Annotated in this window: 14 protein-coding genes; 5 read left to right on the top strand and 9 right to left on the bottom strand. The window is 68.4% G+C overall.

Annotated elements, in window-relative coordinates:
* Positions 1 to 13 precede the first annotated feature (13 nt).
* Positions 14 to 781 (top strand): aminoglycoside adenylyltransferase domain-containing protein, encoded by a 768-nt coding sequence (locus ACWGE0_RS32980; protein WP_452264820.1) that lies wholly within the window; start codon positions 14 to 16, stop codon positions 779 to 781.
* Between the two features lie 448 nt (positions 782 to 1,229).
* On the opposite strand, the gene ACWGE0_RS32985 is transcribed toward ACWGE0_RS32980, so the two are convergent.
* The 8 genes from ACWGE0_RS32985 to ssd form a co-directional block, all read right to left on the bottom strand.
* Positions 1,230 to 1,850: a bifunctional DNA primase/polymerase gene (locus ACWGE0_RS32985; protein WP_452264821.1), complete on the bottom strand. Its 621-nt coding sequence runs from the start codon at positions 1,848 to 1,850 to the stop codon at positions 1,230 to 1,232.
* A gap of 196 nt (positions 1,851 to 2,046) precedes the next feature.
* On the bottom strand, positions 2,047 to 2,472 hold the full coding sequence (locus tag ACWGE0_RS32990; protein ID WP_452264822.1) for an Rv3654c family TadE-like protein: 426 nt from the start codon (positions 2,470 to 2,472) through the stop codon (positions 2,047 to 2,049).
* Complete coding sequence (locus ACWGE0_RS32995; protein ID WP_452264823.1) at positions 2,469 to 2,768, bottom strand: TadE family type IV pilus minor pilin; 300 nt, start codon at positions 2,766 to 2,768, stop codon at positions 2,469 to 2,471. Before ACWGE0_RS32995 ends, ACWGE0_RS32990 begins: the two co-directional genes overlap by 4 nt.
* Before the next feature lie 10 nt (positions 2,769 to 2,778).
* Positions 2,779 to 2,940, bottom strand: coding sequence for a DUF4244 domain-containing protein (locus ACWGE0_RS33000; RefSeq protein WP_452264824.1), 162 nt, complete (start codon positions 2,938 to 2,940; stop codon positions 2,779 to 2,781).
* A gap of 42 nt (positions 2,941 to 2,982) precedes the next feature.
* Complete coding sequence (locus ACWGE0_RS33005; protein WP_452264825.1) at positions 2,983 to 3,510, bottom strand: type II secretion system F family protein; 528 nt, start codon at positions 3,508 to 3,510, stop codon at positions 2,983 to 2,985.
* The gene (locus tag ACWGE0_RS33010) at positions 3,507 to 4,277 is read right to left on the bottom strand and encodes a type II secretion system F family protein (protein ID WP_452264826.1); all 771 of its coding nucleotides are present in this window, start codon (positions 4,275 to 4,277) and stop codon (positions 3,507 to 3,509) included. Before ACWGE0_RS33010 ends, ACWGE0_RS33005 begins: the two co-directional genes overlap by 4 nt.
* The gene (locus tag ACWGE0_RS33015; protein WP_452264827.1) at positions 4,271 to 5,383 is read right to left on the bottom strand and encodes a TadA family conjugal transfer-associated ATPase; all 1,113 of its coding nucleotides are present in this window, start codon (positions 5,381 to 5,383) and stop codon (positions 4,271 to 4,273) included. Before ACWGE0_RS33015 ends, ACWGE0_RS33010 begins: the two co-directional genes overlap by 7 nt.
* Before the next feature lie 649 nt (positions 5,384 to 6,032).
* On the bottom strand, positions 6,033 to 7,067 hold the full coding sequence (gene ssd, locus ACWGE0_RS33020; protein WP_452264828.1) for a septum site-determining protein Ssd: 1,035 nt from the start codon (positions 7,065 to 7,067) through the stop codon (positions 6,033 to 6,035).
* A 448-nt stretch (positions 7,068 to 7,515) separates the two neighbouring features.
* Here ssd and ACWGE0_RS33025 point away from each other — a divergent pair, with 448 nt between their 5' ends.
* The 4 genes from ACWGE0_RS33025 to ACWGE0_RS33040 all read left to right on the top strand — a co-directional run bounded on the left by ACWGE0_RS33025 (position 7,516) and on the right by ACWGE0_RS33040 (position 13,328).
* Positions 7,516 to 8,310: an HAD-IB family hydrolase gene (locus ACWGE0_RS33025; RefSeq protein ID WP_452264829.1), complete on the top strand. Its 795-nt coding sequence runs from the start codon at positions 7,516 to 7,518 to the stop codon at positions 8,308 to 8,310.
* 629 nt (positions 8,311 to 8,939) lie between these two features.
* Positions 8,940 to 10,595 (top strand): glycoside hydrolase family 3 protein, encoded by a 1,656-nt coding sequence (locus ACWGE0_RS33030; protein ID WP_452264894.1) that lies wholly within the window; start codon positions 8,940 to 8,942, stop codon positions 10,593 to 10,595.
* Positions 10,592 to 11,797: an exo-beta-N-acetylmuramidase NamZ family protein gene (locus ACWGE0_RS33035; RefSeq protein ID WP_452264830.1), complete on the top strand. Its 1,206-nt coding sequence runs from the start codon at positions 10,592 to 10,594 to the stop codon at positions 11,795 to 11,797. Before ACWGE0_RS33030 ends, ACWGE0_RS33035 begins: the two co-directional genes overlap by 4 nt.
* Before the next feature lie 7 nt (positions 11,798 to 11,804).
* Positions 11,805 to 13,328 carry a serine hydrolase gene (locus ACWGE0_RS33040; RefSeq protein WP_452264831.1) on the top strand — a complete coding sequence of 508 codons (1,524 nt, stop codon included), beginning with the start codon at positions 11,805 to 11,807 and terminating at the stop codon, positions 13,326 to 13,328.
* Here the strand turns inward: ACWGE0_RS33040 and pdxR are convergent.
* Positions 13,311 to 14,648 (bottom strand): MocR-like pyridoxine biosynthesis transcription factor PdxR, encoded by a 1,338-nt coding sequence (gene pdxR, locus ACWGE0_RS33045; RefSeq protein WP_452264832.1) that lies wholly within the window; start codon positions 14,646 to 14,648, stop codon positions 13,311 to 13,313. The two genes, ACWGE0_RS33040 and pdxR, sit on opposite strands and share 18 nt — an antisense overlap.
* Positions 14,649 to 14,667 lie beyond the last annotated feature (19 nt).

Genomic DNA, 14,667 nt, shown 5'->3' on the forward strand with positions numbered 1-14,667 from the left:
CTACGGTTTTCGGATGCCCACTCAGTTTCCCGAGCTGAACGCGCTGCTCGCCGACTTCGTCTCGTCGGTGCGCGAGATCCTCGGCCCCACCTACGTGGGCACCTACGTCCAGGGCTCGTTCGCGTTGGGCGCCGGTGACATCCATAGCGACTGCGACTTCATCGTCGCCTGCACCGAGTTGCCGTCCGGCGACCGTGAGGCGGGGTTGCGCGCGTTGCACGACGAGATCCCGCTGCGCCCGGGCCACTGGTCGACCGAGATCGAAGGCTCCTACGCCGACGTGGAGTCGCTGCGCTCGGTGGCAGGCCTCGGAGTTCCGTGGCTGTTCAACGACCACGGCACCCGAACCTTGGCGTGGGACCTGCACTGCAACTCTCCGCACGCCCGTTGGATCCTGCGCAACCACGGCATCGTGCTGGACGGCCCGCCGACCACCTCGCTGGTCGACGAGGTCCCGGCCGAGGCTCTGCGGTCCTCGATGCGCGCCGAGCTGCCGCACGTGCTGGAAGGCATCCGGGAGTGGGCGCCGATGGGCAATGCCTGGACGCAGCGCTACATCGTCGCGGCGTACTGCCGCACGCTCTACACCATCCACACGGGAGAGGTGGAGTCGAAGCGCGGCGCCCTGTTGTGGGCCAGGAAAATGCTCGATCAGCGGTGGCACCCGCTGATCGAGCAGGTCATCGAGGACCGGGACCTCGGCTGGGACGCCGATGCGGTTCCGCGTCCGGGAAGCCTGGAGCAGACCGAGGCTTTCGCGGCCTACTGCGAGCTTCTCTAGCGTTTCCTGCTTTCGTGGGCGCGACGCCTCGGCTCACGGGTACCGAGGCGCCGCGCTCTCCACGTGCCGAACACTGTTTTCCCGCCTGCTACCGCTGCGCGACCGGATCCCTTGGAACATCGGTGGAATCTGGTTGTTCGTCTCGACAGGACACGCGGGAGGCGACGGTGTCGACTGTCTTGGGACGAACTCCGGGGAGGAGCCGGCTTCACCGACCGCGGCAGAGCTGGCGCCCTGCCACTAACGTTCCTCGGTCCGGTCGTGCTGCGGGAGGCTGTCCTTCGGGGTGCGTGTTCGGCTTTTCGCCCTCACCTGCGCGGCCCCCAAATGCGGGGTACGGAGGCCGACATCGGGTCGGGCTGGGTTGGAACGGCCGTGCAGGGCATCGCCTTCGGGGTTGTCGGGGAGAGTCCACGACGACACCCAGCACGGCCGGGCTCTGTAGTTGTTATGCGGCTTCGAGCTGGAAGCCCGCCGGGGTGTGGAGCGCCTCGACGAGTGCGTCCTGCACGATGTGCGCGTCCGGCAGGTTCCAGCCGCAGATCGACGGCTTGACCCTCCAGTGCACGACACCGTGCGCCAACGGGGTGGGCGGCAGCGGGATGGACTCGCCCTTGCCGTACAGGTGGACGTCCGCGTTGTTGCCCAGCTCGGCGTTGAGCTTCGAGCCGGACTTCACCAGGAACATCCACCGGCCGGACGGGGTCGCGGCGATCGGCACGGGAACACCGATCGAGCGCAGTGCGACGGCCGCGCGGCGGCCGAGGTCGGTACCGACCTCGATCGCGTCGATCACGTGACCGGTGGCGACGAGAAGGCTGTAGGAGCGACCCGCCCACCACGTGGCGACCTGCTCGGGACGAGTCCCGATGCGGTCGACCCAGTCGCGGTGCACCGGGATGGGGCCGTGGAGCTCGAGCCCGCTGCGGCCCGCCCACTGGGTGACGCCCTGCTCCGAACCGGCCGGGTAAGTGCCGGGCAGTACGGGCCAACCGCGGTACGCGAGGCTGATCGCCTCGGCACGCAGTTCGATGCGGAAGGCCCCGCGCCAGCTGTCCGACCAATCCATCTTCCGTCGCCTTCTTCCTAGGCTCTGACTCGACATCGACAAGGTGTCGGTTTTCGTAAGACACCGCGTCGGTGCCGCCACTACAACTAACGACACCGGCACCGGCCTCCGTAACCCCCGCTCGACAACTGGTAGCTACGAGACGGCGAACGCCCTTTGCCAGACCGAGCAACTGAACTGCTCGCGTTTAGTTCGATCACCGTTCAGCATGTCCCGGCGGCGGTGTGAGTCCGCTCACCGCTGCGAGTCGACCGCTCATCGCGCTCCAAACGCTTCGATCTTCGGCCGGACCTGCCCTGGCCTGTGCGCTCACCGGGCCGAACGGCGTAATCGCCGACACCTCCACAACCACCTCCCAGCCGCTCACCGTGCAGCGCTCGAGCGCGGACCGGTTGGCTTCCGCCACTCGTTTTGCCTGCTCACAAGCATTTTCATCGCCTTCGGCGAGACGAGAGGCAGCCGCGAGCGCCGCCAAATCGGCCGCACCGGTCACCCGATGCCGCACGACGACCGCCGCGCCGGCCTGCGCACCGGCCACCGTGACGATGATCAGCAACAACATCGCCACCACACCGCTCACCGCAGCCGAACCTCGGTCGCAACCAGACCGTTCGCCGTTCATCGCGGCTCCAGGACGGCGAACGCCTGCGCGCTGAGCGGCAAGCCCAACGGCCCCTGCTTGCGGATGACGACCCGGACCGCATCCCCTTCCACCTGGAACACCACGGACGCTCCCGGCACGGCCTGCCCTGCGACCTCCTCCCCGCGCTGCCGTTCACCGCGCGCCGCCAGCCGCGCCGCCTCCCGTGCCGCGTCGGTGCACCGCATCTGCTCGATCAGCGCCGTCAGCCCGGCCGCCGCCAGCCCCATGACCACCAGCAACGCGCACACGGCGATCGCCGCCTCCACCGTGACCATGCCGCTGTCATCAGACCGACGACAGCGCACGCTGTATCAGCCCTTGCAACAGGTTCTGCACGAAGTCGCTGGTGACCAGCGCGTACAGCACCCCGGCGAACGCGGCCACCGCCAACGTCCCGATCGCGTACTCGACCGTGCTCATACCGCTGTCGTCTTTCAGCAGTTCCATCTGTTCGTCCTTGTCAGTCGGGGAATTTCGTCAGTTGAGGAATCAGTTGAGGAATTGATCGGCCAGCCCCAGCACCACCGGCACGACGCCAAGGCACAGGAACGCGGGCAGGAAACACAGCGCGAGCGGCGCCGCCACCACCACAGCGGCTTTCTGCGCTTTCGCCTCGGCCTCGTTCGTCCCCTCGCCCCTGGTCCGCTCGGCTAGCTCAGCCGCCTGCCTGGCCAGCGCCGCCCCGGACCGCGCGGTCCTGCGCGCCGCCCTGGCCAGCGCTGCCGTTTCCGGCTGATCCAGCGCGGGCGCCCACGCGGTGACCGGATCCGCTCCGAGCCGGAGCAGCTCCGCGACCTGGCTGAGCTCCTTCATCGCGACGGCCTGGATCGCCGTCGGCACGGGCAACCCGGCCTTGAGACAAGCGGCCAGCAGATCCCAAGCAGCAGCCCGTTCGAACGCCCCAGTGCGTTCGGCCTTGTCCTGCGGCGGGTCGTGCGCCTTGGACCGCAACCGATCAATCGCTCTTCGCGGCACCGGAACCACGAGGATCGCCAACGCCAGGAGGAGAAACGTCACGGCTCCACCTCCGTGATCCGCTGCGTCCACCACAGGCCGGCCGCCAGGAACAGCGCGCCGAGCACCAGCAACACCTGTCCCGCCGCGGTGCCCAGAAGGATCCGCGTCGGCCGGGCCCCGCTCAGCTCGCCCAGCAACACCCCGAACACCGGCAACCCGGCCAACACCGCCGCACTGGCCCGCGGACCTGCCATCCGCGCGTGCACCTGCCGCGCGAACGCCGCTCGCTGATCGAGGTCACGTCTGGTGGCGTCCAGGACATCCGCCAACGCCACCCCGTGCTTCGCCGACACGTGCCACGCCTTGGCCAGCTGATCCACCGCAGTTCTGAGCAGTGGCTGGCGAAGATCTCGCAACGTCCGCTCAACGTCACCGCCCAGTCTCGCGGTGGCCGCCGCGGCCCTCAGCACCTCGTTGGCCGGCGCCGGGGTGTCCTGGGCCGCGCCTTCCGCGGCAGTGGCGGGATGGGCACCCGCCCGCAGCTCGTCGACCACGCCACCCAGACCATTGCTGAGCGCTTCGGTCGCCGCCCTGAACGCGCGGTTTCGCTTGCTCTGCTTGAGGATTCTGGAGATGACGACGGCGAGCACCGCTCCGGCAACCAGTCCGCCGATGCCTGCCACCAGGTACGTTCCCGCGACCGCGACGACAAACCAGATGTACTGCGGCACAACGATTTCCCGTTTGCCCGCCGGCCTGAGTCTGCGGAGTGACTTGAGCTGGGGCCACACCAGCAACGCGGTCGCCAGCAGCAGCAGGCTCAGCACAGCAACTCCTTCTCGTGCCACCCGCCGTATTTTGTCCATATCGGACGAACTGCGAGCCTCTTCTCGTTGCGCACGAACGCCCCGATCTCGCTGAGGTATCTGGTGTTGCCGTCTCGGCGCATGTGCAAGACCAGCTGCACAGCCGCAGCCACCTGACTGTGCAGCGCCTGCGCGTCGAGCCCGCCCAACGCGCCCAGCGCTTCGAGCCGCGCCGGGACCTCAGCCGGCGAGTTGGCGTGCAACGTTCCGGCACCGCCTTCGTGCCCGGTGTTCAACGAGGTCAGCAGCTCGCGGACCTCCGCGCCCCGCACCTCACCGACGATGATCCGGTCGGGCCGCATGCGCAGTGCCTCCCGCACCAGCGATCGCACGGTGATCTCGCCTGCACCCTCGACGTTCGGCGGCCTCGCGACCAGCCGGACGAACTGCGGATGATCCGGGTCGAGCTCGCCCGCGTCCTCCACACACACGATGCGTTCCGTCGGCGGGACACACGCGAGCAGAGCGGACAGCAACGAGGTCTTGCCCGACCCGGTACCGCCGATCACCAGGAACGCCTTGCGCTCGCGGACGATCGCGCGCAGGACTTCAGCGATCTCAGCGTCGAACGTGCCGAGCCGCCGGAGTGCCTCGAGATCGTGGGTGGCGGGCCGGAGCACGCGGAGCGACAGGCACGTGCGATCCGCGATGGGCGGAAGCACCGCGTGCAACCGCACCCCGCTGCCGGGCAACCAGCCGTCAACGCAGGGCGAGGCGTCGTCGAGTCGCCTCCCTGCCGCCACCGCCAGCCGTTGAGCCAGCCGCCGGACCGCGGCCTCGTCGGGAAACGTGACGGTGGTGCGGCGCAGCCCCGCCGTGCCGTCGACCCAGACCTGGTCCGGCGCCGTGACCAGGACGTCGGTGGTGCCGGGATCGGCCAGCAACGGGTCCAATGGGCCGGTGCCGCTGAACTCCTGGCGCAGAACTTGGAGGGCCTCCAAGACGTCCGAGTCGGCCAGCACGCCACCGGCCTCGGACCGGACCGCGTCCGCCACGACGGCCGCGGTCATCTCCATGTCCGCGCCGGCCAGCCGGTGACGCACGCGGTCGATCAGGGCAGAGGTCATGTGGCGGCCTCAGGGCGTTGGGCGTGCCGGCCGTAGGTGATCTCGCGGCCGGTCAGGCGAAGCCAGATTTCGTGGCACCAGACGAGCAAGCGGCTCATTCCGGAGGCTCCTTCTTGAAGATGAAGGGAGGTGGGAAGGGACGGCCGTAGACGACGAGGTTGCGCACCATCCGCCCCAAGATGCGGAGGAGGGTCACCGCTGCGTTCTCCCTTGCACGCGAGGGATCTCGCGCTGGAGGGGCCGGGTGCGGCGGCGAGGTCGAGCGCGGAGGAGGGGTCGAGCGCGCTGACGAACGTGGCGGGGTCATGGCCGCGCCTCCGCCACCCACGAAGTGGATCCACGGCACAGAGACCGGACAGGCTGGAGCAGAAAGCTGGTCATGGCCGCGACTCCTCTCGGGCGGGAGGGCTCTTGGGCAGTGGAGGTTGAACGGTCCGGGGCGACCAGGTAGTCCGTGCGAGCTTGGGAAGTCGAGTGACCCCGAGAAGGTGAGCGAGCCGGAGAGGTTCCGCAGCACCTTCTCCGCTGCACCTGTGGCAGGTGACCGCATCGGTCGTCAGCGATGCCCTCACCGCATCGGCTCGGGGCCCAGGACGAGCGCGCCAGACCCGCCGGAGAATCACCGTCAGGCGAATGCAATCCGGGCAACTCATGGGCGCAGCTCCTTCAGCACCAGGCGGGCCGCTGTGGCGAGAGGGCCCTTGGCGTTGCGTGGGAAGCGGCCGCGTTCCAGCACCTCGGCCAGGCCTGGCTCGGGCCTCATCTGGGTCAGCAGGGGGACGCCGATCACGTCGGCCATCTCGGCGGCTTGCAGGTTGCCGGGTGAGGGGCCGCGGACCACCAGGCGGATGTTGCGGCCCTGGGTCAGGAGGCGGGTGGCTACTCGCGTGGCGGCGGCGGTGGCGCGGACTTCGGCCGGTACGACCAGGACGGTCAGGTCGGTGCGGTCGAGGGCGGCTGAGGCGGAGGCGGTGGGGTGGCGCGGCAGGTCGCACACGACGGTGCAGCCGGCGCGGCGGCCTGCGTCCAGGACGGCGGCCACTGCTGCTGGTTCGGGGTCTGGGCCTGCTCGGTCGCAGGCCAGGACGCTGAGGCTGCCCGCGGTGGGCAGGGCGGCGCGGAGGGCTGACATCGGGACTCGGCCGCCGCTGCAGTGCACGCCCGGCCAGCGGGCGCCCTCGTCCGATTCGGTGCCCAGCGCCAGGTCTATGCCGCCGCCCAGCGGGTCGCAGTCGACGAGCATGGCCTCGCCGCCGGTCGCCACTGCCTCGCGACCGCAGGCGATGGCCAGGATCGAGGCGCCGGAGCCGCCTCGGCCGCCTACGAACGAGATCACCCTGCCGCGGTCGGAGGGCGGGCCCTCGTCCACGTCGGCGAGAGCGCTCACCAGGATGCGGCCTTCCACCGGCAGTTCCAGGACTGCGTCGACGCCCAGGGCCACCGCCGGGGCCCAGGGCGGGTCGCCTCCGTGGACGACCAGGACACCGGAGCGGCGGGGGAAGTTCGCGGACAGGCAGGCGGAGACGGCGGTCGGGTCGAGCAGGACCAAGGGGGCGCTGTGCCACTCCGCGCGCAGTTCCGTGATGTCCGAGGCGCGGGACAGTTCGCAGTCGGCCGCGGCGGCCATGCGGAGGACCTCGTCGAGGAGGTCGGGGTCTGTGAGCAGGGCGATCGGGTGGGTCATGGGGTCCACGGTGCTGAGTCGTGATGAACGACACAACGGGCGAAGATCCAGATGTGGACAGATCGCGGGGTGTGGACAAGTCGAGATCTTGAAAGCCCTGGAGCACAGGAACTGTCGGGGGCGTGTGCGACTCTGAGGGGTTGGGGGTCGGAACCCGCGCCAAGGGCCGCAGAGGTCCAGTCGCACCCACGGGGAAACGTGGTCCGGATATGGGACGACCCCCGCCAGGGGGGAGGGACGGGGGTCGTCAATGGTTCAGTCCCGGGGGGTCGGACTGAACCCGTCCGTCGAACCGGACTCTCCTACTGTATCCCCCTGCGCCAGTGCTGCGCGCAACTTCGGCAACAGCTGCGGGCCAAGTTTCGGTAACCGTGTCGCACCACGGTTTCGTACACAAACGAAATGCCGCCCGAACGGCCTACTGGCGAGTACACCTAAGCTGAGTCACATGAGCCGGATCGCCGCCTTCTTCGACCTCGACAAAACCGTGATCGCGAAGTCGAGCACGCTGGCGTTCAGCCGTCCCTTCTTCCAGGAGGGGTTGATCAATCGCCGCGCCGTGCTGAAGAGCGCTTATGCGCAGTTCGTGTTCATGCTCGCCGGAGCGGACGCGGACCAGATGGATCGCATGCGCGCGCACATCACCGCACTGGCCGCGGGCTGGGACGTCGAGCAGATCCGCAGCATCGTGAACGAGACGCTGCACGACATCGTCGATCCACTCGTCTACAAAGAAGCGACGCAGTTGATCGCCGATCACAAAGCGGAAGGCCACGACGTCGTCATCGTGAGCGCGTCCGGGGAAGAACTCGTCGCCCCCATTGCCCAGATGATCGGTGCGGACTTCAGCGTCGGCACGAAGATGTTCGTCCAGGACGGGCGCTACACCGGCGACGTCGACTTCTACTGCGCGGCCGACAACAAGGCCGTCGCGATCAAGCAGCTCGCCGCGGAGCACGGCTACGACCTCGCCAAGAGCTACGCCTACTCGGACAGCGTCACGGACCTGCCGATGCTCGAGGTCGTCGGCCACCCGACGGTCGTGAACCCGGACCGCGGCCTGCGCCGCATCGCCGTCGAGAAGGGCTGGCCGGTGCTGCAGTTCGTCGACCCGGTGAGCCTGCGCTCCCGCATCCCCACCCCGTCGGGCAAGGCGGTCGCGGTCACGGCCATCAGCCTCGGCGCGGTGGCGGCGGCCGGCGCGGCTTGGTACGGCCTCCGGCGCAAGCGAAACCGCGACTGAAGTCAAGCCCTCAGGGCCAAAACGAACCCTAAGAGACCGGTACTGGCGAGTAGCGGCAACGGCGCGCACACGTGGTGCCCGCGTGAGTGCACGGCAACGCCCTGTCAGCGGTACCCGAACATGTACAAGACCTCACAAACGCTGAAACCGCAGTACTTTCACTACTGAACGTGGCTTGAACGGTGCACCCGTCCGAGCCCTTGCTGTGACCGGGCCCACGCACTTAAATAGGTGGTGCGGACCTCGGGTCGGCCAGGGACCAGACGAAGAGAAGTCAGGATCCACCCCGGCCAAGCTCCGTGCGCGGACTTCGAGTACCCACGCGCAGCACGCCGCGGGAGGCTTGTCGTCTAGGGCCTGCGTACCGGGACGCCGGACGCCGAGGCCAGGGTTGTACGACCAGAGTTGCACGCTTGGTAACTCGTTAGCCCGCGCTGTCGACGGGGCACCCTTCCGAGGGTGCCCCGTTTGCTTGTGCGTGAAAAAGTGCCGCCGAACGGCAGAATGTCCACCCGTTGACCCGCCTCGCAGCCGTGAGTAACTTGCGAAATACGCCAGTTATCTGTGGGAACATCACCGGGAGGCACTTCCAAGTGCGGAAAATCGCCGCGTTCACGCTGGTCACAGCCATGGTCGCCCTCACGCCGGTGGCGAGAGCGGACGCCTCCGTGACCACGCTGCGCGGGATGTCGCTGGAACAGAAGGTCGGCCAGCTCTTCGTCACGTACGTCAACGGCCAGGCCGCCGACGTCCCGCACCCCAAGAACCAAACAGACTTCGGAGTGGCGACGGCCGCGGAGATGGTGCGCAAGTACCAGCCCGGCGGCGTCATCTACTTCAACAACTCGAGCCGCGACAACATCGACACCCCGAAACAGATCGCACAGCTCTCCAACGGCCTGCAGAAGGCCAGCCCCATCCCGTTGCTCATCTCGACCGACCAGGAGATGGGCCTCGTCACGCGCATCGGCCCGCCGGCCACCCAGCTGCCGGGCAACATGGCCCTCGGCGCCGGCCGCAGCACCCAGGACGCTGAACAGGCCGCGAGGATCACCGCGCAGGAACTCCGCGCGATGGGCATCAACCAGAACTTCGCGCCGGACGCCGACGTCAACTCCAACCCTGCCAACCCGATCATCGGCGTGCGCAGCTTCTCGAGCGACCCGAAGCTCGCGGCCGACATGGTCAGCGCCCAGGTCCAGGGCTACGAGGGCCGCCGCTGGTTCGACCCGGAGTCGGTCACCTCGACCGCCAAGCACTTCCCCGGCCACGGCGACACGGCCGAGGACAGCCACACCGCCCTGCCGGTCTCGAACCGCAGCCTCGACCAGTGGCGCCAGATCGACGCGCCGCCGTTCAAGGCCGCCATCGCCGCCAAGATCGACTCGATCATGACCGCGCACATCCAGGTGCCGCAGATCGACCCGTCGGGCAACCCGGCCACGCTGAGCCCGAGGGTCATCACCGGCCTGCTGCGCGAAGAGCTGAAGTACGACGGCGTGGTCGTCACCGACTCGCTGGAGATGGCGGGCGTCCGCAAGCTCCACTCCGACGCCGAGATCCCCGTGCTGGCCATCAAGGCAGGCGTGGACCAGCTGCTGATGCCGCCGAACCTCGGTCTCGCCGTCGACAGCGTCATCAAGGCCGTCCGCAGCGGTGAGATCACCGAGCAGCGCATCGATCAGAGCGTCCTGCGCATCCTGAAGATGAAGCTGCTGCGCGGCGTCATGCTCAACGCCCAGGTCGACGAGAACAAGGTCGACCAGGTCGTCGGCTCCAACACCCAGGCCGCCCAGGGCATCGCCGACCGCACCGTCACCGCCGTCCGCAACGACGCCCAGGCGATCCCTCTCAACGCCACGGCTCCCCTGGTCGTCGGCACCAGCGAGGCCACGACGGCAGCACTCGCCACCAGGCTCAAGGGCACGAAGGTCGTCACGGCGACGAGCCCCACACCGGCCCAGATCCAGCAGGCACTGACAGCAGCGGCGAACGCCGACAAGATCGTCGTGCTGACCAACAACCTGAGCACCCGGCCGGCCCAGCTCGACCTGCTCAACCAGCTGGTCGCCACCGGCAAACCGGTCATCGCGGCCGCCACCGGCAACCCGTACGACGTCGCCTACAGCAACGCCAAGACGTGGCTCGCCACCTACTCGACCACGACGGTCTCGATGGAAGCGCTGGCCAGGATCCTGCTCGGCGAGGCCAAGCCGCAGGGCAAGCTCCCGGTCGACGTGCCCGGCCCGACCCCCTACCCGTTCGGACACGGAGTGACCTGGTGAGAAGGCGCAGCTTCCTCGCAGCAAGCGCACTGTCCGTCCCGCTCGTCAGCACGGCGACCGCCACCGCCTCCCCGAAGCTCGCCACCGCCTCCGAACAACTCGCGAGCGACGGCTGGCGCAAGCTCAAGGGCCGCAAGGTCGGCGTGCTCACGAACCCGACGGGCATCCTGAAAGACCAGACCCACATCGTCGACTCGATGGTCGCCCACGGCGCCAAGCCGACCGCCGTCTTCGGCCCCGAACACGGCTTCCGCGGCACGGCACAGGCCGGCGGCTCCGAAGGCGACTACGCGGACCCGCGCACCGGTATCCCGGTGTACGACACGTACCAGGCCAACCCCACGAAGATCCAGGCGATGTTCACGAAGGCGGGCATCGACACCGTCGTGTTCGACATCGCGGACGTGGGCGCGCGCTTCTACACCTACATCTGGTCGCTGTACCAGGCGATGGAAGCGGCCAAGGACCTGGACTTCATCGTCCTCGACCGCCCGAACCCCATCGGTGGCACCGCGAACGGCCCGCAGCTGGACCCCGCCTACGCGACCTTCGTGGGCCTGAAGCCGATCGTCCAGCAGCACGGCATGACGGTCGGCGAACTGGCGCGCTTCTTCAAGGGCGAGTTCGACCTGACCACGAAGCTCGAAGTGGTCAACCTCAGGGGCTGGCGACGCAACCAGCTCGACACCGGCCTGCCGTGGGTGCCGCCGAGCCCGAACATGCCCACCCAGGACACCGCGCTGGTCTACCCCGGCACGTGCCTGTTCGAGGGCACCGTGCTGTCCGAGGGCCGCGGCACCACCCGCCCGTTCGAAACCGTCGGCGCACCCGGCATCGACTGGCGCTGGACCGAGGCACTCAACGCCCTGAACCTCAAGGGGATCAGGTTCCGCGAGACCTACTTCGCGCCCACGTTCAACAAGTTCCAGGGCAAGACCTGCGGTGGTGTCGCCCTGCACGTCACCAACGCGGCCGAGTTCGACGCCATCAAGGCGGCCGTCGCCATGCTGATCACCGCGAAGTCCTTGTACCCCACCGTGTTCGCGTGGCGGCCCGACAACTGGATCGACAAGCTCAGCGGCTCCGACCGGCTGCGCAAGATGATCGACGCCCAAGCTCCGCTGAACGAGATCGTCGGTGCGTGGCAACAGGAACTGCAGCAGTTCCGCCGCACCCGCCTGCCCTACCTGCGCTACCGGTGAGGACGCCATGCTCATCCCTGCCTTGGCCGTCGCACTCGTGACAGCCGTGATCCCCGGCCACTTCGACCAGCCTCAGGACGGTTTCGCGCAACCCTGGACCACCCTGCGCGACTCCAACCCGTACTGGGCCAACCTCGACCCGGAACCGATCAACGCGGCCCTGCGCCAGGTCCGCGACTTCACGAAACCCCAGGCCAACGGCAAACCGCTGTTCGCCGGCGCCGTCACGATGTACGTGCACGACGGCAAGATCGTCACGCACGACCGCACGGGCTACGCGGTGCTGTACAAGGACCAGCAAACCCAGCTGCCAGAAGAAGAACGCGTCCCGATGCGGAAGGACACGATCTTCGACTTCGCCTCGATCTCGAAGCTCTTCACGTCGATCGCGGTGATCCAGCAGGTCGAGCAGGGCCGGGTGAACATCGACGAGAAGGTCACCCACTACCTGCCCGAGTTCGGCGTGAACGGCAAAGAGAACATCACCGTCAAGCAGCTCCTCACACACACGAGCGGCCTCGAACCGTTCATCGCGTTGTGGAAGCTGTACCCGGACGCCCCCTCACGCATCAAAGCCGTGATGGACGTGAAGCCGAAGTCCACGCCCGGCACCACGTACGTCTACTCCGACCTGAACCTGATCACGCTGGGCGAACTGGTCCACAAGGTCAGCGGCAAGAAGCTCGACCAGGCGGTGCGTGACGGCATCACCAAGCCGCTCAACATGAAGGACACCGGCTACAACCCGAAGGCCACGAACCGAACGGCCGCCACGGAGTTCCAGACCGCACCGCCACGCGGCATGGTCCGCGGCGAGGTGCACGACGAGAACTCGTGGTCCCTCGGAGGAGTGGCCGGCCACGCGGGTGTGTTCGGCACGGCCAAAGACCTCGCCGTCCTCGGCCAGACGATCCTCAACGGCGGCACCTACCAGGGCCGCCGGATCCTGACCGAGCACTCCGTCGAGCTGATGCTCACGAACTTCAACCAGCAGTTCCCCGACAACGCCCACGGGCTCGGCTTCGAGCTCGCCCAGCGCTGGTACATGGGCGGCCTGAGCGGACCGGGAACAGCAGGTCACACCGGGTACACCGGCACGTCGTTCGTGATCGACAAGGCCTCGCGGTCGATCGCGATCCTGCTGACCAACCGCGTGCACCCGAGCCGTGACTGGGGCAGCGTGAACCCCGCGCGCCGGGCGGTCGCCGACGGCCTGGCCAACGCGCTCGCGGTCAAGGCGCACGGAAAGCAGTGGCGTGCAACGGCTTCCGGCGGAACTCTCATCGCGGAACGCCCGGTCGAGGTCTTCGTCGACATCGACAAGGGCGACAAGCTGACCATCCAGCACTGGAACGGTACCGGCTGGCAGGACGCCCGCACGATCACGACGACCGAACGTCGTTGGGTGCCAACGGAAGCCGTGAAGTCCAGGTTCGTCTACACCAAGGCGGGCCAGTACAACGGCCGCGGCGTCTACGTCCACGCCCGTGGTGACGTCACGGCCGACGGCTGGTCAGTGGCACGCCGCTAGCACCTCGGTGAACAGCGGGAGCGCCCGTGGAAACGCGGGCGCTCCGAAGCTCACCACGACCCCCGTGCGGTCGTCGTCGCTCAGCTCGTGCCGGAACCACGAGAGAGGATTGACCTCGATCCCACGTTCGCGCGCCGTCTGCACGATGGCGGCCTCGTGCGGTGTGTCGAGCACGGCGTGCATGCCAGCGGCGATGCCGGACACCGACGCGTACGGCGAGACGGCCTCCACGAGCCGGTCGCGCCGCCGTTGGTACTTCAGCCGCATCCGCCGGACATGGCTGTCGTACGCCCCGCACTCGAGGAAGTCCGCCAACGTCAGCTGATCGAGCATGCTGATGTACTGCTCACGATCTGTCTTCAACGCCAGGATCGGATCGACGAACCGGTCCGGCAGCACCATCCACCCGATCCGCAGCGCCGGCGACAACGCCTTGCTGGACGTGCCCAGGTAGACGACGTGCTCCGGATCCAGCCCCTGCACCGCCCCGACGGGCTGCCGGTCGTAGCGGAACTCCCCGTCGTAGTCGTCCTCCAGCACAAGGCCACCAACGCGCCGTGCCCACTCAACCGCCGATGCGCGGCGTCGTGGATGCAGAGGGCCACCCAACGGGAACTGGTGCGCCGGTGTCAGCACCACGGCCCGTCGGTCGTCTGGCAGCTGCTCGGTGGTCGCGCCGTGGTCGTCCACCGCCAGCGGCACCGTCGACTTCCACAGATCACGGTGAGGGCCCAGCCCGTACTCCTCGACGACGACCGGTGGCCTGAGCAGCCGGTTGAACATCCGGATGCCGTCGGCGAACCCCGAACAGATCACGATCCGCCCTGGATCGGCCCGCACGCCCCGCGCCCGCGCCAGGTACTCGGCCAGCACGGTCCGCAGCTCGATCCGTCCCTGCGGATCACCCGGCCCGAACGCCTCCGACGGCGCCGCCGTCAACGCCCGCCGCGTCGAGCGGATCCACTCCGTGCGCGGAAACTCGGTGATGTCCGGCGTCGACACGGTCAGGTCGAACCGCACGTCCGATCCCACCGCCGGGCGCTTCACCGGCTGTGGCGGTGAAACCCGTTGCGCGACAACCGTTCCCGAACCCTGACGTGCGGTCAGCCAGCCCTCCGCCACCAGTTCGGCGTACGCCTCCGCGACGGTGTTCCGCGCGATCCCGAGATCGGCGGCGAGCGACCGCGAGGCGGGCAGCCTGGTCCCGGGAGGCAGCCGTGCCGAACGGACCGCTTCCCGCAGCGACGCCGTCAACCGGTGCCGCAGCCCACCCGGCCCGGACAGGTCCAGGTGGAAGTCAAGATTGGCCCACGATTCCACGATCAAATTGCACCATGCC

The organism is Lentzea sp. NPDC054927, assembly GCF_053610285.1.

What these genes read in the sequence shown, in the direction of transcription:
- ACWGE0_RS32985 (WP_452264821.1), bottom strand. Translation starts at nt 1,850, where the DNA reads ATGGATTGGTCGGACAGCTGGCGCGGGGCCTTCCGCATCGAACTGCGT.
- ACWGE0_RS33040 (WP_452264831.1), top strand. Translation starts at nt 11,805, where the DNA reads ATGCTCATCCCTGCCTTGGCCGTCGCACTCGTGACAGCCGTGATCCCC.
- ACWGE0_RS32995 (WP_452264823.1), bottom strand. Translation starts at nt 2,768, where the DNA reads ATGGTCACGGTGGAGGCGGCGATCGCCGTGTGCGCGTTGCTGGTGGTC.
- ACWGE0_RS32990 (WP_452264822.1), bottom strand. Translation starts at nt 2,472, where the DNA reads ATGAACGGCGAACGGTCTGGTTGCGACCGAGGTTCGGCTGCGGTGAGC.
- ssd (WP_452264828.1), bottom strand. Translation starts at nt 7,067, where the DNA reads ATGACCCACCCGATCGCCCTGCTCACAGACCCCGACCTCCTCGACGAG.
- ACWGE0_RS33015 (WP_452264827.1), bottom strand. Translation starts at nt 5,383, where the DNA reads ATGACCTCTGCCCTGATCGACCGCGTGCGTCACCGGCTGGCCGGCGCG.
- ACWGE0_RS33030 (WP_452264894.1), top strand. Translation starts at nt 8,940, where the DNA reads ATGGTCGCCCTCACGCCGGTGGCGAGAGCGGACGCCTCCGTGACCACG.
- ACWGE0_RS33000 (WP_452264824.1), bottom strand. Translation starts at nt 2,940, where the DNA reads ATGGAACTGCTGAAAGACGACAGCGGTATGAGCACGGTCGAGTACGCG.
- ACWGE0_RS32980 (WP_452264820.1), top strand. Translation starts at nt 14, where the DNA reads ATGCCCACTCAGTTTCCCGAGCTGAACGCGCTGCTCGCCGACTTCGTC.
- ACWGE0_RS33025 (WP_452264829.1), top strand. Translation starts at nt 7,516, where the DNA reads ATGAGCCGGATCGCCGCCTTCTTCGACCTCGACAAAACCGTGATCGCG.